Source organism: Variovorax sp. HJSM1_2 (assembly GCF_049316285.1).
Classification (GTDB): domain Bacteria; phylum Pseudomonadota; class Gammaproteobacteria; order Burkholderiales; family Burkholderiaceae_C; genus Rhodoferax_B.
Genome location: NZ_JBMOXA010000003.1, coordinates 296,523 through 321,682 on the forward strand (window position 1 = coordinate 296,523; position 25,160 = coordinate 321,682).

Below are 25,160 nucleotides of genomic sequence, written 5' to 3' on the forward strand. Positions count from 1 at the left end.
AGCACACTTCCATGTCTCCATTCAAGCGTAAAGCCACAGCCCTCGTGGCCGGCCTGGGTTTGGCTCTGGCCAGCCTGGCCGCCCAAGCCGAAGGCCAGATCCGCATCGCGCAGCAGTTCGGCATCGTTTACCTGCTGTTGAACGTGGCCCAAGAGCAAAAGCTGATTGAAAAACACGCCAAGGCCGCAGGTGTGGAGGCCAAGGTCGAATGGGTGCAACTGTCGGGTGGCTCGGCCGTGAACGACGCACTGCTGTCGGGCAACATCGAGATCGCCGGTGCCGGTGTTGGGCCACTGCTGACCATCTGGGACCGTACCAAGGGCCGGCAAGACGTGAAGGGTGTGGCCTCCTTGGGCAACTTTCCTTACTACTTGGTCAGCAACAATCCCAGCGTCAAAAGCATTGCCGATTTGACCGACAAAGACCGCATCGCGCTGCCAGCGGTGGGCGTGTCGGTGCAGTCGCGTGTGCTGCAGTTTGCGTCCGCCAAGCTGTGGGGTGACAAGGAGTTCAACAAGCTCGACAAGATCAGCGTGGCCCTGCCACACCCGGATGCCGCAGCGGCCATCATCAAGGGCGGCACCGAGATCACGGCGCACTTTGGCAACCCGCCGTTCCAGGAACAAGAGCTTGCGGGCAACCCGCAGGCGCGCATCATCCTGAACTCTTATGACGTGTTGGGCGGCCCGTCTTCGGCCACCGTGTTGTATGCCACCGACAAGTGGCGCACCGAGAACCCCAAGACCTACAAAGCCTTTGTCGATGCCTTGAACGAAGCGGCGCAGTTTGTTGCGGCCAACCCTGAGAAGGCAGCCGACATCTATCTGAAGGTGAGCAACGCCAAGACTGATCGCGATCTGCTGCTGAAGATCATCAAGAACCCCGAAGTGCAGTTCAAGACCTCGCCGCAGAATACCTACGCCTTGGCCGAGTTCATGCACCGTGTGGGCGCCATCAAGAACAAACCAGCTTCGGCGAAAGACTATTTCTTCGCCGACGCACACAACGCGGGTGGCAACTGAGCATGGCTTTGGCGGTGCCCGATGTGGCCTTGCGGCAAGGCTTTGCCAGCGATGCGCGGCCCGCGCCCGAGCGTGTATCGGCCGTGAATACTGGCGTGGCGGCACCGGTGGCATCCCAGGCGCTGCTGGAGGTGGCTGGTGTGTCGCTGGAGTACCGCACCGCCGAGCGTGTGGTGCGTGCCACCCACCAGGTCAGTTTTGATCTGTACGCGGCCGATCGTTTTGTGCTGCTGGGCCCATCGGGCTGCGGCAAATCCACACTGCTGAAGGCCGTGGGCGGATTCATTGCGCCGGTGGAGGGTGAGATCCGTCTCGCTGGCCAGCGTGTCAGCGCGCCGGGGCCAGACCGCATTGTGGTGTTCCAGGAGTTTGACCAGTTGCCGCCCTGGAAAACGGTGCTGCAGAACGTGATGTTTCCGCTGCTGGCATCCAACACACTGGGGCGCAAGGAGGCCGCAGAACGCGCGCGGCATTACCTGGCGAAAGTGGGCCTGGAAAAATTTGCCAACGTGCACCCGCACCAGTTGTCGGGCGGCATGAAACAACGCGTGGCGATTGCGCGTGCGCTGGCGATGCAGCCGCGTATTCTGCTGATGGACGAACCCTTTGCCGCGCTAGACGCGCTCACCCGCCGCAAGATGCAGCAAGAGTTGCTGGAGTTGTGGGAGGAGGTGCGTTTCACGCTGCTGTTCGTCACCCATTCGATTGAAGAAGCGCTGGTGGTGGGCAACCGCATTGCCTTGTTGTCGCCGCACCCCGGGCGTATGCGCGCCGAGATCAACAGCCACGATTTTCACCTCGGCAGCCTGGGCGGTGCCGAGTTTCAGGCCACCGCGCAGCGTATCCATCATTTGTTGTTTGAAGAAGAGGCGCTGTCGCCATGAGCCGAGTGCTGCAACCATCGACGCCCGTGACACCTCCGGTGCGTGCGGAATACGAACGCCGCCTCGAAGCCTTCACTGCCGTGCCTGTGGAGCGCGCCCTGCCTCTGGCCACTCGCTTGTGGGCGCAAGACTGGCTGCGCAAAGGGCTGATTCTGGCGGTGTTGGCGCTGTTGTGGGAACTGGCTGCACGCTGGCAAAACAACGACCTGCTGCTGCCCACGTTCTCCGCCACCATGCTGGCCTTGGTCGAAGGCCTGGCCTCGGGCGAGTTGGTCGACAAGGTGTTGATCTCGGTCGGGGTGTTGCTGCAGGGTTATGTGGCGGGTGTGCTGCTGGCGTTTGCCTTGACCACGCTGGCGGTATCCAGCCAACTGGGGCGCGATCTGCTGGCCACGCTCACCGCGATGTTCAATCCACTGCCCGCGATTGCGCTGTTGCCATTGGCCCTGCTGTGGTTTGGCCTGGGCCGCGGCAGCCTGGTGTTTGTGTTGATTCACTCGGTGTTGTGGCCGCTGGCTTTGAACACCTACGCAGGCTTCCAGGGTGTGCCCGAAACCCTGCGCATGGCGGGGCGCAACTATGGTTTGCGCGGCATTCCCTACGTGGTGCAAATCCTGGTGCCAGCCGCGCTGCCGGCGATTTTGTCGGGCCTGAAAATCGGCTGGGCTTTTGCCTGGCGCACCCTGATTGCGGCCGAGCTGGTGTTTGGCGCCGCCTCGGGCAAGGGTGGTTTGGGCTGGTACATTTTCCAGAACCGCAACGAGCTCTACACCGACCGTGTATTCGCCGGCTTGGTGATGGTGGTGTTGATCGGCCTGTTGGTCGAAAGCCTGGGCTTTGCCACACTGGAGCGGCTTACCGTACGCAAGTGGGGGCAGCAACGCTGATGCGCTTGCTCTGCACCTGCTGATTTCATTTCCACCAAATCTCCAAGCATCCAACACATTGCATGACCCAGCAAAAAATCCCGCACTTTGACGCCATCGTCATAGGCCTGGGCGCCATGGGCGCGGCCACCTTGTACCAACTGGCCAAACGTGGCGCGCGTGTGCTGGGGCTGGACCAGTTTTCGCCACCGCACACACTGGGCTCGTCCCATGGCCAAACCCGCATTACCCGGTTGGCGGTGGGTGAGGGCGATGCCTATGTGCCGCTGGTGCAGCGCGCACACGAGATCTGGGCCGAGCTCGAGGCCGCCACCGGCCAATCGATCTACACCCGCACCCACGGCCTGGTGTTGGGCCCGCGTGATGCACCCGCCGTGCGTGCCGACAAGAGTGGCGATTTTGTGCGCAACACCATAGACATCGCGCAGCGCAACAACATCGTGCATGAGGTGCTTGACACAGCCGACCTGCGCCGCCGTTACCCGCAGTTCAAGTTACGCGGCGACGAGTTCGCCTATTGGGAGCGCGATGCCGGTTTTGTGCGCCCCGAAGTGGCGATAGGCGCGCAGTTGCAGCAGGCCCAGGTCTTGGGTGCCACAGCGCACCTGCAGGAAACCGTGACCGATTTGGTCCAGGACGGCGATAGCGTATTGGTGAGCACCTCGCGCGGCACCTACCGCGCCGAGCAGGTGGTGTTAACGGCCGGCCCGTGGCTGCAGCAGTTGCTGCGCGACAGCATAGACAAACCTGCGCTGGCGCAAAGCTTCAACGTCTACCGTCAGGTGATGTACTGGTTTGATGTGGGCGCGGCCACGCCGTCGTTCGCACCAGAGAACTTCCCGGTTTTCATCTGGACGCTGGGCGACGAAGCCGGCAGCAGCTTTTATGGCTTTCCGGCCGCCGGGCCGGGCACACCGGCGCTCAAGGTAGCCACGGCCCAATACCAGACCAGCACCACGCCGGCCACCATAGACCGGGTGGTTTCGCCCGACGAGATCGATGCGGCCCTGGCCCGTTTGGTCAGCCCGCATTTCAATGTGTCGCAAGCCCGTTGTACCGAGGCACACGCCTGCCTCTACACGGTGACGCCCGACCACGGCTTTGTGATCGACCGGCTGGCCGGTTGGCAAGGCGTGCACCTGGCCTCGCCTTGCTCGGGCCACGGCTTTAAACATTCGGCTGCAATCGGTGAAGTGCTGGCTCGGCGGGTGCTGGGTTTGCCGGATGCGATCGATCTGTCGGCCTTTGCTGAGCACCGGCTGGCCTAAGCTGTACTCAGCCTGGCTGCCCCGCCAGACGTTGTGCCGCGCCCCGCACCGTGTGCTCCAAGCCCAGGCACAGCAGCCAGTAGATGGCGCCAATCAGCATGAAGATTTCCGCCGGGTAGACCATGGTGCGCGCGTTCACCTGCGCGGCCACAAACGACAGCTCGTTCACGCCCACGATGTAGGCCAGCGAACTGTCCTTGATCAGGGTGACCCATTGGTTGACGAAAGACGGCGCCATGATGCGCAGCGCTTGCGGCAGCACCACGTGGCGCAGTGTCTCGGTGTGTGTGAGCCCGAGCGACAGACCGGCCGCCCACTGCCCCTGGCCTATGCCCGAGATGCCGGCGTGCACCGCATGCGCCATATAGGCGCCGCCGACCAGCGACAGCGCGCACATCACCGACAACACGCCCGGCACACTGATGCCCAGCGCATACGGCAGCAGAAAATAGGTCCAGAAAATCAACATCAGCACCGGTATGGCGCGAAAGAAGCCCAGTACCAGCATCAGCAGTGTTTTCACTCGGCCTTGCAGCAGGGCCAGGCCTATGCCGCCTGCCAGGCCAAGCAGCGCCGAAGCCAAGGCCGAAGCCACGCTTAGCAGCACCGTGAGCGCCGCACCGCCTAGCGGGCCTTGCGGGTAGGCGCCCCACAAAAGATAGGGCAGGCTGTCCAGCAAGACGGCCAACACACTTTCGCTGCTGTTCATGGTGCGTGTGGCAGCGGCGCTGGGTTCACCCGCTGAGGGGCCTGCCCGGCGCTTTCCGCAACTGGTGTGCTGGTTGAAGCTTTTGCCAGGCGCGCCCGGCCAGCGAGCCAGGCCGACAAGACTTCCATGGCCGCGATGGTGGCCACATACAACAGCGTGGCGATGCCAAAGGCCTGGAAGGTCTTGAAGGTGTCGGCCTCGACCTGGCGCGAGGTGTAAGACAGTTCGACCAAACCTACGGCCATGGTCAGCGAGGTGTTCTTGACGATGTTCATGTATTGGCCCATCAGTGGCGACAGCGTGATACGCAGCGCCTGCGGCAGCACCACAAAGCGCATCACCTGCCAGCGCGTCATGCCCAAGGCACTGGCGGCGTGGCTTTGGGCCTGTGCCACACCGCGAATGCCCGAACGTATTTCTTCGCCTACGTAAGCCGTGGCGTAGAGCACCAGGCCGAGGATGGCGGTGCTGAACTCGAAGGACGGCCAACGCAAGCTGACCAGCCCGCCGAATAGCGGCCAGACGTGGCTGGTGTAGAGCCACTCACGCGCGACCTCGGGCAGCAGGCTAGGCGCGCCGAAGTACCAGAAGAACAGTTGCACCAGAAGCGGCGTGTTGCGAAACAAAGAGATATAGGCCTTGGCGCCGCAGCGCAACGGCCTGCTGGGGCTGCTGCGCAGCACCGCAAACAGCAGACCCAGCACGGTCGACGCGGCGATCACCAGCACCGCGGCCCAGAGCGTGACCAGCCAGCCGTCGAACAGCCAGCCCAGGTATTTGTGCGCGAGTAGCTGCTCGCGCCAGGCAGCAAAACCGTCAAGCCAACTCATGCGGGGGGCAGCAAGGCATACGTTGGCTCGAACCTAACTTTAGTTAGCGGCAACTTTGGGGTCGCCAATTTTCAGCAGGCGCGGCAGCGGCGCCTTGCTGGCAGGGCCGAACCAGCTGTCGTAAATGGCCACGGCGCGGCCATTGCGCTCAATTTCACCCAGCCAGGTGTTCAGCGCGCCCAGCAGGCGGGCTTCGCCCTTGGGCACGGCTGCACCCAGATATTCCTTGGACACGGTGATGGGCGGAATTTCGTACTTTTCCTTGTCAGGCAGCGTGCCCCACTGGGCGGTGAGCTTCACACCGTCGTTGGTGATGGCCTGCACGTTGCCGTTGCGCAGCGCGGCCAGCGCAAATGGCGAGTCGTCGTACAGCACCACCTTTACGTCGGGGTAGTTGTTTCGCAAGTTGCTTTCCATGGTTGTACCTTTTTCAGTGCCTATGCGCAGGTCCTTGATTTGCGAGGCATCTTTCAAAAGCCCCTTGCGCGCCAGAAACTGCTGGCCCACCAGGAAGTAGGGCGTGCTGAAGTCAACCACCTTGGCGCGCTCGTCGGTGATGGTGAAGCTGGCGAACACCACGTCTACCTTGCCCGAGGTGAGCAGCGGAATGCGGTTGGCCGGGTTGGTGGGGGTGATTTCCAGTTTCACACCCAGACTTTTGGCGAACTCTGTGGCCAGATCGATGTCGTGGCCGACTTGTTTTTTGCTGGTGGCATCGATGTAGCCAAACGGCGGGTTCCCGTCAAACGCCGCAACACGCAGCACACCCGCGTTTTTGATGTCGTCCAATCGGTCTGCCCAAGCAGCTTGACCCAGTGACAGGCTGGCAATGATGGCCAGGCTGGCAACCCCAAAGGGGCGGGCAAAAGTATTTCTTGTTTTCATTGAAGTCCTCGCGACGTTGGTGAAGGCGGCGACTTTAGTGGTGGCGACGGCCCGCACCAAGGAAGCGAATCGTCTTTGCTTATGCGTTTGCTGATGGCGCATATTCCGCATATCAACATGCGTTAAAGCGCCTTGGCGAAAGGTCGCGGCCATGCCTAAGCTTCAGGCTTTGATGTTTGCAGCGCAGTGCTTCTGCTGTGCTGCGTCTCCCTCACACCGAACACCTGATATGACGCAAAAACTCGCCTCCAAGACGCATGCATTGCTGAGCCGCCGCCATCTGATCCAAGCCACTGCAGGTGCTGCAGCAACGCTGGCCTGGGGAACCGTGTTGGCGCAAACCGCGTCCAAAACCATACGCATCGGCTACCAGAAATTCAACACCCTCAACATCCTCAAAGGCACAGGCAACCTGGAGAAGGCACTGGCCGAAAAAGACATCAAGGTCGAGTGGAACGAGTTTCTCGGCGGCAGCCAGTTGGCGGAAGCCCTGGCGGCCAACGCCATCGATTTTGGCCACGCCTCGGATGGCATTGGCGTCTTTCAACAGGCCAGCGGCAAGGGCCTGGTCTATCTGGCGGCGGAGAGCCCTTATCCCGGCGGTGTGGGCTTTTTGGTGCCCAAGGACTCGAGCATCAAAACCGTGCGCGACCTGAAGGGAAAACGCGTGGTGACGGGGCGCGGCTACAACACACAATACGTGCTGATCAAGGCCTTGCAAAGTGTCGGGCTGACATACGAAGACATCGAGCCAGTCTACATTCTGACCGCCTCGGACACTGTGGCGGCCTACCAATCCGGCAGTGTGGCCGCCATAGGCTTGTGGGATCCGTTCCTGGCCGGTGCGCAGATTGCCACTGATTCACGCTTGTTGTTTGACGGCACAGGATTAAGCGGCAACCGCACCTATCACTTTGCGCAGCCGGGTTACGCGCGTGCCAATCAAGACACGCTGAAGACCGTCTTCGCTGAGTTGAAAAAGGCCAATCAATGGGCCCAGGACAACCCAAAGGAAGTCGTGGCCCTGTTATCGCCTCAGTTGAAGGTTGAGCCCAAGGTGCTGGCCTTGGCCACCGAGCGCCGCCAGTACGGCGTGGTCTCACCCACCGCCGATATCGCCGCAGAGCAGCAAGGCCTGGCCGATGTGTTTGCGCAGCTCAAGCTGATCCCCAAGCCTATCCAAGTCAAAGACGCATTCCTCAATCTCAACCTGCTCTGATCGGACGCACAATGCGCTGGCCGCCAGGCGCCTGAAAACCAGCCACAAATACCTTGTTGTTTGGCGCTGTTTGGCCCGGGCAGGGAGGGCTTTGCGCCTAAGGGGCGCAATTGGCCAAAAACCGATGTTCGGGCGCGGCCCCCATGGTGTGAGTGCAGACTATGTGGGCCCAGTCTTGAATCAACAGTTTTGAGTGTGGCAGCTGTGCACCTGGATCTGGGGCAATTCAGGCGCAATGCATACTGAGCATCAGCTTAGTTCTCGTCACGTTCATGAGCTTCTGTCATGGCCCTCACGCCAATGGCCGAGGCCAGCGCCAAGACCAAGATCCCGCATAGGCCGATACCGATGGCAAGTGCACGACCGATGAGTGTCTTGGGGGCGTAATCGCCGTAGCCTATCGTCAAGCCCGTGACAAAAGAAAAGTAGACCGACTCCGGCAAGGACCAGCCCTCGGCCAAGCCCGTGGCCACGCCGAGTGCAACGATCAGCGCGAGAAGGGCCGACAGAATGGGCCAAACCACGCTCAAACCTTTGACGAGTCCGGCCACGAAGCTTCGTCGTAAAACGCGTTGATCCATATGCGCTTGATCCGTATGTGTTCGTTGGGTCTAGGCCGGGGTCCGGACGGCTGACAACATCAAATGTTGCTTGCAAACCGCGCCAATTGGAGGATGGGATTGCTTGTAAGCGATTTATACAGCAACATCAGACCCCATCGAAGCGACTGAGCCAATTCAGCAGCACCGGCCTGTCGCTAGGAACACCGAGCTTCTCAGAACGAGCTCACGCACTGGTCAATATGAAGTCGGCTCTAACCCCTAAAACTCAGGAGCTTAGAAGATGAATACGCCCCGTGACATCGACATCAGTCTGGAAAAGCGCAGGTCGAGCCGGCTCATGGATGTTCTTATCCGAGCCGGGCTGGTTTTCACATTGACTGCACTCTGTTATCGCATCTTTGCGCCTTTCATCTCCTTGATGACCTGGGCATTGATCTTGGCCGTGACACTTTTTCCAGCTCACCAAAAGCTCGCCCGGCGGCTGGGTGGCAAACAAGGGCTGGCCGCCACTATTCTTGTGCTCGGAGGCACAGTGCTGATCGTTGCCCCCATGGCCTTGCTGTTGACGTCCATGGGCGCTTCGGTTCACGGCCTCGTGGACCATGTACAAGGCGGCACGTTTCAAATACCTGCGCCCCCCGCGGAGCTGGCCACATGGCCCATCGTAGGTCAGAAGGCTCATGCCTTTTGGACAATGGCCCATACCGATCTTCCCGTCATACTGCAAAAGCTTCAGCCGCAATTGCAGAGTCTTGCGGTGCAGGCCCTGGAAATGGTCGCCGGTCTGGCGGGCACGGTGCTGCTTTTTCTAGCGGCTTTCATCGTGGCGGGCATCGTCATGGCTTTTGGACACTCCGGCAGCGCCAGCACCAAAACCATCTTCGGACGTATTGTGGGCGACCAAAGAGGGGCCGAGTTTGCGAATTTGACGACCGCAACGATTCGAGCCGTGGCCATGGGTGTGCTTGGCGTTGCCTTTATTCAGGCCATCGCGATAGGCATCGTCATGATGCTTGCGGCAATACCTTTCGCAGGCTTGCTGGCCATGGTTTTGCTTGTACTGGGGGTAGCCCAGATTCCTGCCTTGGTGATCACCTTGCCCGCCATCGCTTATCTATGGATAGGTGGCAGCCATGAAACCGTTGGCGCTGTCGTCTACTCAATTTTGCTGTTTCTCGCGGGCATGCTGGACAACGTGTTGAAGCCCTTGTTGCTGGGAAGAGGGGTGGATGCCCCCATGCCCATCATCCTGATTGGCGCCCTGGGGGGACTGGCGAGCGCCGGCATTCTAGGCATGTTTATTGGAGCCACACTGCTGGCCTTGGGTTATCAGACCTTTATGTGGTGGGTGGCGAACGACCCCTACGAAACGCCAACCGAGAAAGTAGCGCCTGCTTTGGGTTTGGTGGAGTAGCGCTGGCTTGCATTGAGTCCGTCAAACAACAATCACACGTCCACAGTGAAGCAATCTGCTCACACAGAAGCAACTGACCAAGATGACTACTCCTGAAATATCCCGCGAGCCAGTACTCAGTCCCATAGACCGGATCTCTGAACTTCTCTTCGGCCTTTTGATGGCGCTCAGTTTTGTTGGCGCGATTTCTGTCGCCGATTCAGGCCGCGCGGAGATCCAGGAGATGTTTATTGCGGCCCTAGGTTGCAACCTGGCCTGGGGTTTGGTCGATGCCGTCATGTACCTTGTGCGTACCATTGTCGATAGAGGCAGAACCTTGAGCTTGGTCCATTCCGTGCGTGCAGCCGCAACCCCCAAAATGGGTTGTGAACTGCTGGAACGCTCTTTGTCGCGTGGCGCTACTGGCCTGATACATGAGGCAGAGCTTGAAGCTATTCGCAAACGTGTTGTCGAGCGGCAGGATGTGCCGGCACGGCCCAAACTGATGTGGGGTGATTTACGTGCGGCTGGAGGAATTTTTCTTCTGGTGGTGATTGCCACTTTTCCAGTGGTACTTCCGTTTGCACTGATGCAGGATGTCGCAACGGCCAAGAGCCTTTCACGGCTGATCGCTTTGATCATGCTTTTTTTGGGTGGCATGGCCTTTGGCCGTTATGCCGGATATGGCGGGTGGAAGGCGGGGCTGATCATGACTGCGCTCGGAACCCTTCTTGTCGTCGCCATCAATGTGCTCGGCGGATGAAAAGCGCACAAGTGATCTGCCTGGTTCTGGCCTCCATGGCGGCGGGAGAGGTGCTGGCCAGCGGGGATGACGGGGCTGCAACCCCAGCTTCTGGCGACCAGGCCGCAAGCTGGGGGTTCGGTGCGACCCTCTATCCCACCATTGTCCGTGGTGGCGGAAATTACACCTCGGCCATTGCCGTCGCCGACAGGGGGGCCTTGCACCTTGAGGCGCGACACAACTACGAATCCATTGGGACAAGTTCCGCGTTCATAGGCTGGACCTTCTCCGGAGGGAGCACGGTGAGCTGGCAGATCACACCACTTCTAGGCGGGGCATGGGGCACGACAAATGCTTTCTTGCCGGGCCTGGAGGCGTCACTGAGTTGGAAGCGGCTCGATGTGTATATAGAGTCGGAGTATGTCAGTGACCGCCGAAACCACAGCGACAGCTACATCTATACATGGAGCGAACTCGGGTTTCAGCCGGTCGACTGGCTGCGTGTTGGACTGGCCGCGCAAAGGACAAGGAAATATGAGGACACGCCGACCACGCAGCGTGGGCCTTTTGCCCAATTCATGTTTGGGCGCGTGACCTTGGGCGGATTCTGGTTCAGTCCAGGATCGAAGAATCAAGTCGTCGTGACTTCTATAGGAATTACTTTCTGAGCGCAGCCCACAACAGCTGTTGTGACCAGCATCAAGGCTTGCCGTGCAAACGTCCTGACGCTACTGCAGCCTGCTGCCCTTGAATAGGGCTGAATTAGGGCTGAAACTTCAGGCTTTAAGCTCACGCCAGGCCATAGTGTCCGTCGATTTTGCGACCATAGTCGTCGGAGTATTCAGGTGCCTGGCCTTCAACATAGCGCGGCGCGTTTTCAAGCTGGGGCAAGGCTATGGGCACCACATAGCCTTGCAGGTTGGTGTCGTAGGTGAGCAACTTCCAAGGAATGGGATAGCGGTCGGTGCCAATTCCGAGAAAGCCGCCGAACTCCAGCACGGCGTAACGCACCAGGCCAGAGCGTTTGTCGATTTTCAGATCGTCAATCGACCCCAGCTTTTCACCGTTGCCGTTATAGACGGCCGTGCCTTCGACCTTGGAGGAAGAAATAACAAGATTACCGCTCATGAGTAAGCTCCTATGAATTCGGCGTCAACGCTTCGCCGACCTGTACAAGGAGATTTATCCTTGGGACAGCGTACTTCAGCGATCAGCGTCCGCAGTTTTTTGCTGTAGGCCTAAGCCGATTTACCAATGCTCGCCGCTGACTGTCCTGAAGGTGCTCACCTCACCTGCGTTTTGAATCCAGGGTACAAAACCCAAACCGGGGTTCCTTAGCTTGGCAACGCCTGCCGGGCGCCCTGGGCTTGATCGGCTGCTATGCCGATGCGATGGCGCGGCCATGCCAGGCTGCGAAGTTTCGGGCTGGCAACTTGGCAACTGCGGCCGTGGCTGACAAGAGTATGCGCATTTGACTGCTAGGGACGGCGCTGGGGCAGGGCAGGATGTAAGCCTTGCTCACCACCATCCAAGCATTCCATGCCAGCCAAGCCGCCCCAACCACTCCGCTTGGCTGATATACACGGCAGCCTGGAGCTTCAGTCGCTGAGCATCAACAGCTACAGCCTGGCGTTGCGCGAGAAAGATGGCGTGAGTTTTGTGGGAGATCGCGCCAGTCGAACCGCATTCGTCAACACGCTCGACACCTGGCGCAAACAATTCAAGCGCATGGCCGGGGGCAAAGACCCGCTGGGCGACACAGCTACGCAAGAACTCGGCAAGAAGGGCATTGATCACCTGCTGAACGAAGACGGCGACGCAGCCGACATCATTCGCGTGGCGGTGGAAGACTATGCACACCAACTGGCCCATGTGGTGCAGGCATTTCTGAAGCACAGGAAGTGGCGCGGCGTGGAGCGCATCATCATAGGAGGCGGTTTCCAGCAGAGCGAGGTAGGCAAGCTGGCCGTGGAACGCACCACCCAGTTGCTGAAGCAGCAGAAAGTGCGGATCAATCTGCGCAGGCTGCAGCACCATGCCGACGAGGGTGGGCTGATAGGCTGGGTGCATCTCATGCCAGACCACTTGCTGCGTGATTTCGACGCCATGCTGGCGGTCGACATTGGGGGCACCAACGTGCGCTGCGGCATTGTGCGGCCCAACTACGATAGGTCGCAAGACCTGCGGCAAGCCAAGGTCGTGGAGCGCGAAAAATGGAGCCATGCCAAGGATCAAGACGCCACCCATCGTGTCCATGTCCTAGACGGCATCGTCGAGATGCTGGAGAAGCTGGCCACCTACGCAAAACGCAAAGACATCCACCTGGCACCGTCCATAGGTGTGTCTTGTCCGGGCGAGGTGCTGAGAGACGGCGCGATCGCCGCCGGAACGCAAAACCTGCCCGGCGACTGGGAAAGCCCCAGCTTCCACCTGCCAAGCGCGTTGCGCGAGAAGATGCCCAAGGTCCACGGGGCGGCTACACGCGTATTGCTGCACAACGATGCGGTGGTGCAGGGCCTGTCAGAGTTACCGTTCTCTAGCGACGTGAAGCACTGGGGTGTGCTGACGGTGGGCACCGGCTTGGGCAACGCAAGCTTCACCAACCGATGAACATGGGCCGGAGGAGGGGGCTCAGGTGGGCAGTGCGGCCGGTGCTCCCCCGATCGGGGATGCCGCAGCTAACCCAAGAATGTTCGCCCCTTGCCGCTGCGTTTGCCCCCGAGCATGAGGTGATCGGCTCGGCTCAGAAGCTCAGCCTCCGTCTCGTGTGGCTCAGACAGTGTGACACCTATGGTTGCATTGACTGTCACCTGGTTTCCGTCGGCCAGCGAAATTGGCTGTTCAATCGCCGCGACAACACGTTCCAATACGCCGCGCCACTCGTCTGCCACCACGGCCGTCAGCAGCAACACAAATTCGTCGCCGCCAATACGCGCTGCAGTGTCGGACGGGCGTAGGCTGGCCAGCAAGCGCACGGCGACCTCTTTCAACAGTTGATCTCCGGCGTCATGGCCGTAGGCATCGTTGACGGCTTTGAATCCATCCAGGTCCAGATAACAAACGGCAATACGAGTGCCGTCTCGTGCTGAAACAGCCAACGCCTGATTCAAGCGATCCGAGAGCAGCAGCCGATTCGGTAACTGGGTGAGGGGGTCATGAAAGGCGGTATGCGAGAGTTGTTCATATGCCAACTTTTCTGCCGTTACGTCGACCGCCATCAAAAGCACTTGGATGGAGGTCAGTGGCACGGCACCAAGGTCGACCCAAACCATGTCGCCATTTTTCTTTTTCATACGCAGTTGTGTACGGCATTGGGTGCCTGCGCTCAGTCGCGAATAGCCCTCTCGCCCAACACGCTCAAAGCTGGCCTCGTCTACATGGATGGTACGTGTGGATTGGCCGACCAACTCCCCGGGGGCATAACCAAACAGCTTGTCGAAACTGGGGTTTGTCCATGTGAAGACCCGGCCTTCTGCCTTGGCCATTCCCACCAGCGTGCTCTCCAGCATGGCAGTCTTTTCTTTCGCCAAGCGTCTAACCTCTGTGACGTCTCGTCCCGACCCAAAGATCAACACCTCGCCGTCGAACTCCGCGACCCTGACCTGAAGTGCGACATCAATGATTTTTCCGTCACTGCGGCGGTGCTGCACATCGACCCGTTGGTTGTCCCTGTCCTTCAACGAAACCAGCCAGTTATTGATCTGTTCGCGGCTCTGGTTGGCGTCCCATTCCGAGACATGTTTGCCGATCAAGTCGTCACGCGTAGTGCCCAGCATTTCCGCGAAGGAATCGCTCATTTCCACTAGCACACCCTGGTGATTGATGATGTGAATTCCTTCACCCGCGACCCTCAACAGGGTCTCGGTGCGCTGGCTATGGCGCAATGCTTCCCGCATGGCCTCAGCCTCTCGGGTACTGGCCCGGTACAACAGCCAGGTCGCAGTGACCACCAAGGTCCAACTAAACGCCGCCAGCAGAGAAATTTGCAATGCTTGCCGTTCCCAAGCTTTAAAGAATCGCCTGTGGCCGATCCCGACGTACACCACAAACGGCCAGCCCTCTACGGCCCTGTAGGCCGTGGTTCGGGTCTCACCGTCAAAAAGAACCTTTGACACAAATGCGCCGCTGCGGGGGTTAACTTTTGTGGCGAGCAGCAGCTCATTGGAGGCAGTGGTGCTGCCTATTTCCGCCTTGCCTTGTGTGCCGGGTGAATGGCGTGCGAACAGTCGCTGATCGGCCCCTCGGAGCGAGATTGCATCACCTTCGTCAATTTCATACCGGCTGAGCATCTCGTCAAAATGCCGAGTCCCCAGGCTTGCATAGAGAACGCCGTTAAAAATGCCATCCACGTGGATTGGCCGGGCAAATCCAACGACCCAGTTTCCCGAAACCCTGGATCGCAAAGGCCCGGCCACAATGCTTTGCTCACCCACATGCGCTTTGGCTTGCACAAAGTAGTCTCGGTCGGAGATGTCCACTGGTGCGCCCGGCGGCAGCTCGTTTCCCCAGCGAACCAACGCTGACGCATCTGCCAGACGCAGGGCTTCCAGGTCACCCATCAGTTTCAGACGGGATAACAGCACTTGGTTGATGAGGGCATCCGGAGCAACGCCGGGCCTGAGGCGTTGAACTTCGTCGACGGTGGTTCGCATCACAGCATCGGCGCGGCTCAGTTCAGCGCCTATGCTCAGTTGGGTGATGGCGGCAATGCTTTCGGCAATCCCTTTTGCCTGGTCTTCGTAGGAGCGTTTGGAGGCACCCAGCACCAAGTAGACCAGCAGGCCAAGAAGAATGGCCACCGCAATATCGGATAAAACGACCAAGCGAAGCAGCTTACGCTGCTTGCCAGCATCGTGTTCAACCTGGGCCTGCAGATTGTCCGAAGGCATAAGCCGCCTCAACGATTCATTTCTCGCAAGCATAAGCCTGGCAAGAAGTAAAACCATAGGGCGAACTATGTGACGGTTTTTTTGGTGGCGATGCTAAGCTTGCTTCTTTTTGCCTGCCTCGGCACCGTCTCGGGCGTTAGATGCTTGCACTGCTGGGTAGCGGCATAAAACTGCGACCGAAGGCTGCGGTTTATCGCTCGTGGTTTGATGCCGCAGCAAAGCTGTTTGGAGTAGGTGTTTTGTGGGCGGCTCACTCGGTGATCACAGTCAATCCATCTCCTTTTTCTTCTGCAATTAGCTTTATACGATGTATATTATGTATAGTTAATAACACCTATTTGCCAGCAACAAAAGCCTGATCACGGTTCATTTGAGCCCACAGATCACCGTCCGGCCCCCTGCGGTTGCCCGAATTTTTGATCCCAGCAGTTTCCGACCGCGGTTTCGAGCAGATATCCGTCCAGACACGCCGTTGTGGACCATTCAGGGCGCAGCAGTGACGTGATGAAGAGATCTGAAGCACTGGCGCCCCCGACACAAGGCATGGTGGGCGCGCGCAGCGGGAGCGCAATCTTGGCCGTGTTCAGTCCATCCACATTGAAGACGTTCAAACAAGCAGCCGAAACGCCGGCCGAAAGGTAGTCACCACCAGGCCCCACCAAGGCACCGTCCGGGCGGCCGTTGACTTCATCGCTGTGTGCCCATTCTTGACGGGCGCCCATTGCGCCCGACGCCTCATTCCAGTCGGCCTTGTAAATAACACCGGCGTAGCTATCAGAAAAGTAGATTTCTGCACCCGTTGGCGACCAGGCGATGCCATTCGCTGTCGTCAGCCCGGCCGTCAGCGCGGTCACGATGCCACTTCTATCGGCTTTATAAAGACGGCCGGTAGGCTGTTTGGCGCCAGGCCGGTCATCCATAGAGCCAAACACAAACCATTTTCCCGCTGGAGAAAGCTTGCCCTCGTTGAGGCGATTGCCGAAGGGCTCATGCGCCATCGGATCCAACAGTTCCAGCGCGCCGCTGCCCATGTCGAAAAAGGCCAGCTGATGCCTCAGCGCCAGAATGACTTTGTCGTCACCCACGACGGCAACCGCGCCGACCACGTCCGGTAGCGTCCAGCGCTCCAGCAACTGGGAGCCAGGATCAAGGCGCAGCAACTCCTGTCCACGGACATCGATCCAAAGCAGCCGTTGCCGGGCGCCATCCCACACCGGCGATTCCCCTACCCTGCTTTGAATGCCCCACAGCCAAAAGTCGGACCATGGAGGCGGCAATTGCCGCCGCGTCACATGTATTTGGCTCTTTTGCGCGATCCAGCTTGGGGCAGGCCCGGTCATGGCTGAGCCCCACTCCGAAGCGGTGATGCGCCTTGGAATTCGGCCGAGGCAAAAGAACCGCCCTGAAAATGCTCTGCCACCGGATCATGGCTGACCAAACTCTGCAGTTCACCAATCCATACATCGGCAGTTTTCTGTGGCCGGTAACCCAGCGCTTGCGCGCGCTCATTCGACCACCAGGAAAGGCTATTCGCCGACACGCCATACACCAGCTCATGCAGGTAGTCCGCGCTCAGCCCGACCTGCACCAGGGCGGCGAGGTCTTGGGGATGAACCCAATGCGACAACATGCGTGCGTCCGTCGGCTTTTCCGAGCAGTGGCCAATACGCATGCCAAACCCGCGGATGCCGTGTTTCGCAGCGTACAAACCCGCCAGACTTTCCATGAAGACTTTGGTGACACCGTAGCGCGAGTCGGGTGCGGGCAGGCTTTGATGCGAAATGACTTCGCTGCGCGGATAAAAGCCTACAGCGTGGTTGGAGCTCGCATACACCACGCGCTTCACACCCGCCAGGCGGGCGGCTTCCCACAGGTTCACCGCCCCGACGACGTTGGCGCTGAGCAAAACCGACCACTCTGCCTCGCGCGGATAACCCGCAAAATGCACCACGGCGGTGGAACCCTGCATGATCTCGAGCAGACGCTCGCTATCGCCCAGATCGCATTGGAACGCCGACTCGTTGGCGCGTTCGGCATACACCGGTGCCTGGTCAACCAGACGCAGATGGGCGCAGCAGGCGGCGAGGCTTGGCCGTAACAAGCGCCCAATACGGCCGGCCGCGCCGGTCAGGACAATCGTCTCAGCCTTCATTTCTGAGCCGCATCAGCCAGTGGGTAATGCGATCGCTGGCTTTCTCGCCAAGCAAAAAACGCAAGGCGTTCGTCCGCCGCCGTCAAGGGATACACGCCAAAAAGCCCCGCACCACTCGCCATACGCGTGGCCACCCAGTCTTCGTAGATCGTCTGCTCATAGGCTTCGACAGCCACCGCATCGGCGATACCCTGGGGGATGCACACCACCCCTTCAGCGTCGCCGACCATGACGTCTCCGGGGTACACCGCGACTCCGGCACAGGCAATCGGCAACTGCAGATCCACCGCATGGTGCTTGATGAGGTTTGTCGGCGCCGACGGACGTTGGTGATAGGCGCAGATCGGCATCTGCGCGATTTCCGGTGTGTCCCGGAAACCGCCGTCGGTGACAACACCCGCGACGCCGCGTTTCATCAGGCGCGTGAGCAACAGGCCACCACTGGAGGCCGCGCTTGCATCGTTGCGGCTGTCCATGACCAGCACCTGACCTGCGGGGCATTCTTCAATCGCCACCCGTTGCGGGTGCTTGGTGTCCAGAAAGGCGTCTATGCCGTCCAGGTCTTCGCGCGCCGGAATGTAGCGCAAGGTGTAGGCCTGGCCCACCATGTTGTGGGCTGCCCCGCCGGCCGTGCGCAAGCCCTGGAGGAAGGTGTTGTGCAGCCCTCGCTTGAAGAGCACCGTGGTCAAGGTGGCGGTGGAGACACGCAGCAAGCGCGCACGAGTTTGTTCATTCATGGCTTTTAAGGCTTTCAGTACGAAATTGCGAAGCGCGGGCGCGCTTCATCTGGGTCAATACGGTTTCGGTTTCGGTGCCGGGGTTCCAGCCTCCGGTGGCAATGGCCAGATTGCGCTGGCTGGGGTGTTCTGCAATAAACGCGTGCTGCAGTGCCACCTCAAGGCCTGGCCCTTGGGGCACCTGGATGTGGCCCTCATGTGTCTGCAGAGCGCCCACGATGGCCTGGGGCCGGCCCGGCCAATCGGGCTCCAGCCGCTCCAGTATGAGTCCGTTGGGAATGGCGCCAAGCAAATGCACAGCGGCAAACTCCGCCACGGGCCCCAGCGAGCCGGAATGCGGCGCCACCATCACACTGCAGGCTTCCGCCATGGCCGCCAGCTTTTTCATTTGCGTCAAACCGCCAAAACGCCCAGTGTCCGGCTGGACGACATCCCACAAGCCGTTCTCAAGATATGGGCGAAATTCGTTCAAGGTCGCGAAACGTTCACCGCCCGCCAAGGGCAGAGCCACCTTGTCACGCACGCGTTTCCAGCCGGAGAGGTCGTCCGGCGCGACGGCCTCCTCAAGAAACAACAAATGCAAGGGTTCAAGCGCTCGGCCAATGGCAATGGCATCCGAGGCGGTCAACCATGGTGGGCCGTGCAGGTCTACCATCAAGTCGATATCGTCGCCGACGGCCGCTCGAATCTCGTGTGCACGTTCGACGATGCGCTGGGTGCCGCCGACTTTGATGGCACCTATGCCTCGGGCGACGGCGGCCTTGGCGGTTTCAACGTCTGCGGCATGGACGTAATAAGGCACCTTGTTGCGGGTAGTACCGCCCAGCAGGCACGAGACCGAAACACCCAAAGCCTGTGCCTGCAGATCCCACAGGGCCATGTCCAACGCAGCCACCGCGCCCATGCCAACAACACCGGTTTGCCCATGGCCCATCAAGGCCACGCGCATCTTCTGATGCAAGCGCTCGATGTCGCCGGCGGACTCGCCGATCAACAGCCGGCCCAGGTCTTCCACTGCCGCTGACACAACCCGCGGCCAACCAGATCCTTCCCCGGTGCCGATGTGACCGGTGTCTGTTTCGATGTTCACAAAAAACCAGTTGCGGCCGCTGGCCAAGGCACTTTTGCCGGTGGCGGACCATCCGGTGTGCGCCGGTCCTCCGGCTTGCATAAGATGTCCGGTGATGCGGGTGATCTTCATGGTTTAGGGACTCCCCAGTTGAATAGAAGAAGGTGGCGCCATCCATCTCTTGGCGTTGAAGTAACAAACGTCCTGCACCAGCTTGGACAGCCTCGCCATGTCATTCGGGATCTCGCCCGCGTCGGCCCAACTGCCCAGCAGGTTGCACAGGATGCGGCGGAAGTAGCCGTGGCGCGAATAGGAAAGCAGGCTGCGCGAATCTGTTGTCATGCCGATATGACGCGACAGCAGCCCCAGGTTGCCTATGACCTTGAGTAACCGTTCCATGCCATCGCGGTGGTCGTTGAACCACCAGGCGGGTCCGAGTTGAACCTTGCCGGGCACACCCTCTTCCACAAACGCGCCACCAACGGAAGCCAACATCTCCATGTCTGCAGGATTCAGCGGAAACAACAAGGTGCGGGGCAACTGCTCGGTTTGCTCCAACTGGTTCAAGAGAGCCACCAGCCGCGACACATCGACCGAGTTGCCTATGCAGGCATAACCGCCAGCACGCCCCGTCAGATTCTTCAGCCGCGCGCTGGTTTCACGTTGGGCGCCCAGGTGCATCTGCATGACCCAATCTCTGCGGTGGTATTGACGGGCCAGAAACAGCAGCAAGTCCGTTTGAAGTTGCGCCGCCGCATGTGGCGTGATGGTTTGTCCCGACAGCAGTTCCTCAAATATTTGCTCTACGCGCCACTTGGGCGCCAGTTCGCAAACCACTTGTTCAAGGCCGACATCCGCAAAGCGGCAGCCCAAGGCATCAAAAGCATCCAGCCGCTTGGATATCGCCGCTTTGTACGCATCCAGACTTTCGACAACGATTCCGGTCGCAAGCGACAAGGCCTTGCAGAAACCTGCAAAAGTGCTGGCGTCCAGGGTTAGCACACGGTCCGCCCGCAGCGATGGCAGCATCTGCAGCGGCGATGCATCGGGGCACAAACGCATTTGCGCGTGTGAGGCCAGCGAATCCAGCAGATCGTCCGAGGTGCACAAAACCTCTACATTGGCCTTGCGCAACAGCGCCCTGGCGCTAAAGCCTGGCTGCGCCAGTTGCGTATTGCATCTGTCCCAAATGGCCGAGGCCGACGTCGGTGCAAGCGCGCTCTCGATGCCAAAAACCTGTCGCAGTTCAAGCGCGGACCAGTGGAACAATGGGCTGCCTACGGTCAGTGGCAAGGTGCGCGCCCAGGCGTGGAACTTTTGGCTATGTGACGCGGCGCCGGTAATCTCAGCCTCGCTCACCCCATTGATGCGCATGGCGCGCCATTTGTACGGATCGCTACGAATCCACAAATCGGTGATGTCGCCGAACCGCTGATCGTCCGCCACGCTCTGTGGATCCACATGGCAATGGAAGTCGATGATAGGCAGAGGTGCCGCTACCTCGTGGAACAAGGCGCGTCCTGAACGCGATGTCAGCAGAAGGTCGTTGGCCTGTGTTTCAGCCACTTCGTTTGCTCCGTTTCATGTGTTTTGACTATGCGCCTGGCGCAGCCCTTCTGCGCCGGGTGGGTGGGGTCGGCCTTGATTTGTTGGCCCTGGCTACTCGGCCTTGATGCCCGCGGCCTTGATCAGCGCGGTCCAACGACTCAACTCATCCAGATAAAGTTTCTGGAACTCGGCGGGCGATGCGCTGGGCTGGACTTCGGTGCCAGCGGCAATGAGTCTCTCGACCACGTCCTTGTTCTTCAACGCGTGCCCAATATGGGCATACAGCTTCTGGATGATGTCCGGCGAGGTGCCGCTCCGCACCGCAATGCCCTGCCAACTGCGCATGAAGGCCACTGGCGGAATCCCTTGTGCACCCGCTGGTTTGATCGACGGATAGGTGGAGATGGGGTCCTTCTGCATCACGCCTATGAACTTGATGCGCCCCGCTTCCACGTTGGCTCGGTGCAAGGGGGTTACGGCCGTGTCGAACATGGCATCGGTTTCCCCTCCGAGCAGCCCTTGCAGGGCGGGCGCCCCACCCCGGTACGGCACATGGGTGTATTTGAATCCCATGGTGCGCGACAGCAATTCGGGGCCCAGATGCGACGAAGTGCCATTGCCGCCCGAGCCAAAGTTCAGGCCCCCCGGGCGCGTTTTAGACGCCGCGATCAGATCCTGCAAATTGTTGATCGAAGACTTGGCCGGGACAAACACCACGATGGGCATAGCCGTCAGTTGAGACACCATGCTCAGGTCTTTCTCTGGGTTGTAGCCAATGTCAGGCAACAACGCCGGATTTGTGGCCAATGTCAGACCCGCAAAAAGTATGGTGTAGCCGTCGGCCGGCGCAGAGAGCAAGGCCTGCGTGGCAATATGCGCGCTGGCGCCAGGCTTGTTGTCGACCACGACCGGCTGCCCCAGGGACTTCGATAACTCTTGCGCGACCGCACGCGCCACCACGTCCGCCGATCCGCCCGGCGCAAACCCTACAACAAAGCGAATTGGTTTGGCGGGGTAAGCGGCATCGGCCACAGCGCCTAAGCTGAGCATGCCGGCGCCCACCGCGCAAGCCCAGACGGCCAAGCGACGGCGCGCCGCAGAAAAGTACAGACGTGTTGTATCCACAGGTGTCTCCTGTCTCGTTGTAAAAATGATTTGCACCGCTAGCGGTGCCCTGGTTTACCGTTTCAGCTTTGAAGCTGCTTGCACATCGCCAGCAAGTCCTGCCGCGACGAGTCTGTGTGCGCCAGCATCGCAATCGATGCCGCGTCTTCATCTCGATTGGCGATCGCCTTGACCACCTCCCGGTGCTGCGCCACCGCCAGATCAAGACGCCCCGCGCCATAACCGACCGAGCGGCGGAACGCATCGGCCAAGGTCGAGCGCCCTTGCAGCAGGTCCACCGCCAGCGGGTTGTCGCCCATCACATCTATATGGCGGTGTAATGCGCGGTTGGCCTCCACGCTGGCCGCAACATCACTTGCGCCGGCAGCGGCTTCGTAATCCGACGCCAGCGCCACCATGATTTCGATCTGCTCGGCGCTTGCCACCCGGGCTGCCCCGCGCACCAGCATCGACTGCACAACCCCACGCAATCGGTACAGGTTGTCGATGTATTTCGCGTCGACCAAGGGGATGACCGCGCCGCGGTTCATACGCATGGCGATCACACCTTCGCCCTGCAATTGCAGCAGGGCTTCACGCACCGGGTTGGCGCTGACCTCATAGTGGCTCGCCAGTTCCGCCAGGGTGACGTGGCTGCCAAGCTGCCAAATACCGGAAACGATGTCTGCGCGCACTTGGTCGCGCAAACGCATATAGGTGGGGGTGTTGATGGCTGACATGGCTGTAGTTTAACGTCAAACACACATTTTATAAAATAGTTAATTTATTGGTGTTTACACCTAAGCCCTCTTGCAACGCGGCACAACGCGGTTGAAGTTTATCTTCTTGCATGAAACCTCTCTCTGACGGCTGTTTCAGAAAGGTTGTGTCAGGCCCCTATTGACAGCAGTTGCCAGCCCATACGGGCTTGCATTCAGTTTAGGAGTCTGATGTAATTTTACTGATTTTATAAAATATGAAAAATAAAATCGCTTAACTTACGGAGACAACATGCACCTGAAAAAGAGCCTTCTATCTGTCGCAAGCCTATGTGCCCTGGGCACCGCCCATGCCCAATCGAGCGTCACGCTCTATGGCATAGCCGATGCATTCGTGGGGCAAAAAACCACCGGTGTCGGCGCCGCGAAAGTGAAACGATCGGTGGTGGACAGCGACGGCCTGGCGAATTCGCGCTGGGGACTCAAGGGCTCGGAAGACTTGGGCGCAGGCCTCAAAGCGGAGTTCCAGCTTGAAAGCCTTTTTGACATCACGACCGGGGCAGTCACGCAGGTGGTCACGGCCCCGGCTGCGACTTCACCGCAATATTTCAGCAGCCAGGCATGGGTGGGGCTTGCGGGTGCTTTGGGTTCCTTGCGGCTAGGCCGACAGGTCACGCCCTTCCACTCGTTCGTGGGACTGACCAACAACCTCTACGACGCCACGGCATTTGCCACCACCGGTACAGCATGGAATCTCGGCAATCTGCCGAACTACTTTGGTCGATTCGATAACGTCGTGAGTTACGAGACCCCTAACTTCAGCGGCCTGAGCGCCAAGCTCGCTTACGGCTTTGGTGAGGATAAAACGGCCACCAACGCCGCATCGAAGAACAAGAGTCTCAACATCAAATATGCCAGTGGCCCCCTTGTGGTGGGCTACAGCTTTCAGCAGCAAGGCGGCATCGTTTCGCTGCGGCCCATCAAGTACAACATGCTGGGTGGTGCCTACGATTTTGGCGTGGCCCGCGTGGTCGCAGCCTATAACACCGCCAGCCGAGACAACGTGCGCGACAAAGAGTGGCAACTCGGTGTCAGCGTACCTTTTGGCGCCGCCTCCATCGCCGTCGGCTACGGGCGTTCCCTGGGGGAAGTTAACGGCGCACCGGGAGTCGATGGCCTCGGCGTTGCGCTTCTGGGCACCTACGATATGTCTAAGCGCACCCGGCTCTACACCGGCTGGCGCAAGGCCCAGGCCGAAAATGCCACGGGCAGCAAAACGGCAGAAACGGCCACATGGGGGGTCGGCGCAATCCATCGTTTCTAGGAAGCAGAGCGCGATTTTGATGGCCTCAAAGCCAGACCATGGCTTTCGAGGCATTCACTTGCGCTGAACATCCGCTCTGGTTCCGGTTCGCTGCGCGCGGTGAAGTTGGGTTCGCGCACCGACTGGCTGGGCCGCGCTTCGCGCCTGTCGCATCGCGAGGCACGGCTTTCCCCCCCCCCTTGCCTGGCGACGCGAAGCTCCTTGGGTCAAGTTGATTCGTGCTGTACTGGGTCTCCTCGGTGTCTGGCCAAGTGAAAATGGCGAAGCTTGAAGCCATACAACCGACAATCATTCGGCGCATTTTGGGTTGGCTTCAGGGCATGACCCAACACCTCTTACACAGCGAACTCGAACCTGGCCGTTGCTGGCACTTCGATTTCGCGACCTATCACCACAACAAGACCTTATCCAAGGAATAGATTAGATGTCAGGAAATGGATTCCACGTGCATGGACCGCACGATCACGAGCTGGAACACGCCGCCCAACACGAGCCCAAGGGTATGGCTGGCCAGTTGGCCGTCATCACCGCCGTCCTCGCCACGGTAGGGGCAATGTTCTCGTATATGGGAGGCGCCACCCAGGCCAATGCTGCGCTCTACAAGAACGATGCAGCGATCAAAAAGACCGAGGCTTCAAACCAGTGGAATTACTACCAGGCCAAGAGCAGCAAACAAAGCCTCGCAGAGCTGGCGCTGGATCTGAGCAGCAGCGAGGAGCAGCGCGCCAAATACCGCGACAAAATTGCGCGCTACGACAAGGAGAAAAACGAGATCAAGGAGAAGGCCGAGGCCCTGGAAAATGACTCGACAGAATTCAACCACAGGAGCGATGAGCAGATGCACCAGCACCATCGCTGGGCCCAGGCCACGACCGCACTGCAGATCTCGATAGCGCTGGCGGCCATCGCCCTGTTGACCAAACGCCGCTGGATGAAGGGCGCAACCCTAGGCGTTGGCGCCATTGGCGTGCTGCTGGGCGCATTGGCTTGGTTCCATGTCTAGCTAGGGCGGCACAAACGCCAAAGTAGACCAGTGAGCCGCTTCCAGGGCAGACGATTTACTCGATCGCCTTGCCCATATCCTCGACCACCTTCTTGGCGTCGCCAAACACCATCATGGTTTTGTCCATGTAGAACAACTCGTTGTCCAGGCCCGCATAACCCGCGGCCATGCTGCGTTTGTTGACGATCACGGTCTTGGCGCGGTAGGCCTCGA

Annotated in this window: 25 protein-coding genes; 11 read left to right on the forward strand and 14 right to left on the reverse strand. The window is 59.7% G+C overall.

Features of this window, described 5'->3' with window-relative positions; translation table 11 throughout:
• Window positions 1–11: 11 nt before the first annotated feature.
• From ACFQ95_RS05480 to solA, 4 genes are all read left to right on the forward strand, one after another.
• A complete protein-coding gene (locus ACFQ95_RS05480; protein WP_422829809.1) occupies window positions 12–1,022 on the forward strand; it encodes an ABC transporter substrate-binding protein in 1,011 nt (336 codons plus the stop codon).
• A 2-nt stretch (window positions 1,023–1,024) separates the two neighbouring features.
• Entirely contained in the window at window positions 1,025–1,906 is an 882-nt protein-coding gene (locus ACFQ95_RS05485) for an ABC transporter ATP-binding protein (RefSeq protein ID WP_422829810.1), read from the forward strand.
• Window positions 1,903–2,793, forward strand: a complete 891-nt coding sequence (locus ACFQ95_RS05490) for an ABC transporter permease (protein WP_422829811.1) — start codon at window positions 1,903–1,905, stop codon at window positions 2,791–2,793. The genes ACFQ95_RS05485 and ACFQ95_RS05490 overlap by 4 nt, the downstream gene beginning before the upstream one ends.
• A 62-nt stretch (window positions 2,794–2,855) precedes the next feature.
• The gene (solA, locus tag ACFQ95_RS05495) at window positions 2,856–4,061 is read left to right on the forward strand and encodes an N-methyl-L-tryptophan oxidase (protein WP_422829812.1); all 1,206 of its coding nucleotides are present in this window, start codon (window positions 2,856–2,858) and stop codon (window positions 4,059–4,061) included.
• A gap of 7 nt (window positions 4,062–4,068) precedes the next feature.
• Here solA and ACFQ95_RS05500 read toward each other — a convergent pair whose 3' ends face one another.
• From ACFQ95_RS05500 to ACFQ95_RS05510, 3 genes are read right to left on the reverse strand one after another with little or no spacing between them, the layout of a single operon-like run.
• Window positions 4,069–4,770, reverse strand: a complete 702-nt coding sequence (locus tag ACFQ95_RS05500; RefSeq protein WP_422829813.1) for an amino acid ABC transporter permease — start codon at window positions 4,768–4,770, stop codon at window positions 4,069–4,071.
• A complete protein-coding gene (locus tag ACFQ95_RS05505) occupies window positions 4,767–5,600 on the reverse strand; it encodes an amino acid ABC transporter permease (RefSeq protein ID WP_422829814.1) in 834 nt (277 codons plus the stop codon). Before ACFQ95_RS05505 ends, ACFQ95_RS05500 begins: the two co-directional genes overlap by 4 nt.
• 39 nt (window positions 5,601–5,639) lie before the next feature.
• Window positions 5,640–6,485, reverse strand: a complete 846-nt coding sequence (locus ACFQ95_RS05510) for an ABC transporter substrate-binding protein (RefSeq protein ID WP_422829815.1) — start codon at window positions 6,483–6,485, stop codon at window positions 5,640–5,642.
• 229 nt (window positions 6,486–6,714) lie between these two features.
• Here ACFQ95_RS05510 and ACFQ95_RS05515 point away from each other — a divergent pair, with 229 nt between their 5' ends.
• Window positions 6,715–7,704, forward strand: a complete 990-nt coding sequence (locus ACFQ95_RS05515) for an aliphatic sulfonate ABC transporter substrate-binding protein (protein WP_422829816.1) — start codon at window positions 6,715–6,717, stop codon at window positions 7,702–7,704.
• Window positions 7,705–7,958: 254 nt separating this feature from the next.
• Here ACFQ95_RS05515 and ACFQ95_RS05520 read toward each other — a convergent pair whose 3' ends face one another.
• Window positions 7,959–8,285: a potassium channel family protein gene (locus tag ACFQ95_RS05520; RefSeq protein WP_422829817.1), complete on the reverse strand. Its 327-nt coding sequence runs from the start codon at window positions 8,283–8,285 to the stop codon at window positions 7,959–7,961.
• 262 nt (window positions 8,286–8,547) lie between these two features.
• Between ACFQ95_RS05520 and ACFQ95_RS05525 the strand changes: the two genes are divergently transcribed.
• From ACFQ95_RS05525 to ACFQ95_RS05535, 3 genes are all read left to right on the forward strand, one after another.
• Window positions 8,548–9,681 carry an AI-2E family transporter gene (locus ACFQ95_RS05525; RefSeq protein WP_422829818.1) on the forward strand — a complete coding sequence of 378 codons (1,134 nt, stop codon included), beginning with the start codon at window positions 8,548–8,550 and terminating at the stop codon, window positions 9,679–9,681.
• A gap of 82 nt (window positions 9,682–9,763) precedes the next feature.
• Entirely contained in the window at window positions 9,764–10,423 is a 660-nt protein-coding gene (locus ACFQ95_RS05530) for a hypothetical protein (protein ID WP_422829819.1), read from the forward strand.
• Window positions 10,420–11,070 (forward strand): hypothetical protein, encoded by a 651-nt coding sequence (locus ACFQ95_RS05535; RefSeq protein WP_422829820.1) that lies wholly within the window; start codon window positions 10,420–10,422, stop codon window positions 11,068–11,070. Before ACFQ95_RS05530 ends, ACFQ95_RS05535 begins: the two co-directional genes overlap by 4 nt.
• A 121-nt stretch (window positions 11,071–11,191) precedes the next feature.
• Here the strand turns inward: ACFQ95_RS05535 and ACFQ95_RS05540 are convergent, their stop codons facing one another.
• Window positions 11,192–11,530 carry a PRC-barrel domain-containing protein gene (locus tag ACFQ95_RS05540; RefSeq protein WP_422829821.1) on the reverse strand — a complete coding sequence of 113 codons (339 nt, stop codon included), beginning with the start codon at window positions 11,528–11,530 and terminating at the stop codon, window positions 11,192–11,194.
• 441 nt (window positions 11,531–11,971) lie between these two features.
• On the opposite strand from ACFQ95_RS05540, the gene ACFQ95_RS05545 reads away from it, so the two are divergent.
• A complete protein-coding gene (locus ACFQ95_RS05545; RefSeq protein WP_422829822.1) occupies window positions 11,972–13,012 on the forward strand; it encodes an ROK family protein in 1,041 nt (346 codons plus the stop codon).
• Between the two features lie 68 nt (window positions 13,013–13,080).
• On the opposite strand, the gene ACFQ95_RS05550 is transcribed toward ACFQ95_RS05545, so the two are convergent.
• The 8 genes from ACFQ95_RS05550 to ACFQ95_RS05585 form a co-directional block, all read right to left on the reverse strand.
• Window positions 13,081–15,291 (reverse strand): diguanylate cyclase domain-containing protein, encoded by a 2,211-nt coding sequence (locus tag ACFQ95_RS05550; RefSeq protein WP_422829823.1) that lies wholly within the window; start codon window positions 15,289–15,291, stop codon window positions 13,081–13,083.
• Between the two features lie 383 nt (window positions 15,292–15,674).
• The gene (locus ACFQ95_RS05555; protein ID WP_422829824.1) at window positions 15,675–16,631 is read right to left on the reverse strand and encodes an SMP-30/gluconolactonase/LRE family protein; all 957 of its coding nucleotides are present in this window, start codon (window positions 16,629–16,631) and stop codon (window positions 15,675–15,677) included.
• Window positions 16,628–17,443, reverse strand: coding sequence for an NAD-dependent epimerase/dehydratase family protein (locus tag ACFQ95_RS05560; RefSeq protein WP_422829825.1), 816 nt, complete (start codon window positions 17,441–17,443; stop codon window positions 16,628–16,630). The genes ACFQ95_RS05555 and ACFQ95_RS05560 overlap by 4 nt, the downstream gene beginning before the upstream one ends.
• The gene (locus ACFQ95_RS05565) at window positions 17,440–18,180 is read right to left on the reverse strand and encodes a ribonuclease activity regulator RraA (protein WP_422829826.1); all 741 of its coding nucleotides are present in this window, start codon (window positions 18,178–18,180) and stop codon (window positions 17,440–17,442) included. The genes ACFQ95_RS05560 and ACFQ95_RS05565 overlap by 4 nt, the downstream gene beginning before the upstream one ends.
• Complete coding sequence (locus tag ACFQ95_RS05570; RefSeq protein WP_422829827.1) at window positions 18,173–19,381, reverse strand: mandelate racemase/muconate lactonizing enzyme family protein; 1,209 nt, start codon at window positions 19,379–19,381, stop codon at window positions 18,173–18,175. The genes ACFQ95_RS05565 and ACFQ95_RS05570 overlap by 8 nt, the downstream gene beginning before the upstream one ends.
• Window positions 19,382–19,384: 3 nt before the next feature.
• Entirely contained in the window at window positions 19,385–20,815 is a 1,431-nt protein-coding gene (gene uxaC / locus ACFQ95_RS05575) for a glucuronate isomerase (protein ID WP_422829828.1), read from the reverse strand.
• 93 nt (window positions 20,816–20,908) lie between these two features.
• Window positions 20,909–21,922 carry a Bug family tripartite tricarboxylate transporter substrate binding protein gene (locus ACFQ95_RS05580; protein WP_422829829.1) on the reverse strand — a complete coding sequence of 338 codons (1,014 nt, stop codon included), beginning with the start codon at window positions 21,920–21,922 and terminating at the stop codon, window positions 20,909–20,911.
• A 62-nt stretch (window positions 21,923–21,984) separates the two neighbouring features.
• Window positions 21,985–22,641 (reverse strand): GntR family transcriptional regulator, encoded by a 657-nt coding sequence (locus ACFQ95_RS05585; protein ID WP_422829830.1) that lies wholly within the window; start codon window positions 22,639–22,641, stop codon window positions 21,985–21,987.
• A 271-nt stretch (window positions 22,642–22,912) separates the two neighbouring features.
• Here ACFQ95_RS05585 and ACFQ95_RS05590 point away from each other — a divergent pair, with 271 nt between their 5' ends.
• The gene (locus ACFQ95_RS05590) at window positions 22,913–23,944 is read left to right on the forward strand and encodes a porin (RefSeq protein ID WP_422829831.1); all 1,032 of its coding nucleotides are present in this window, start codon (window positions 22,913–22,915) and stop codon (window positions 23,942–23,944) included.
• A 424-nt stretch (window positions 23,945–24,368) separates the two neighbouring features.
• Window positions 24,369–24,947 carry a DUF4337 domain-containing protein gene (locus tag ACFQ95_RS05595; protein WP_422829832.1) on the forward strand — a complete coding sequence of 193 codons (579 nt, stop codon included), beginning with the start codon at window positions 24,369–24,371 and terminating at the stop codon, window positions 24,945–24,947.
• Window positions 24,948–25,002: 55 nt separating this feature from the next.
• Here the strand turns inward: ACFQ95_RS05595 and ACFQ95_RS05600 are convergent.
• A partial coding sequence (locus ACFQ95_RS05600) for an NAD(P)(+) transhydrogenase (Re/Si-specific) subunit beta (RefSeq protein ID WP_422829847.1) occupies window positions 25,003–25,160 on the reverse strand: 158 nt, incomplete at its 5' end.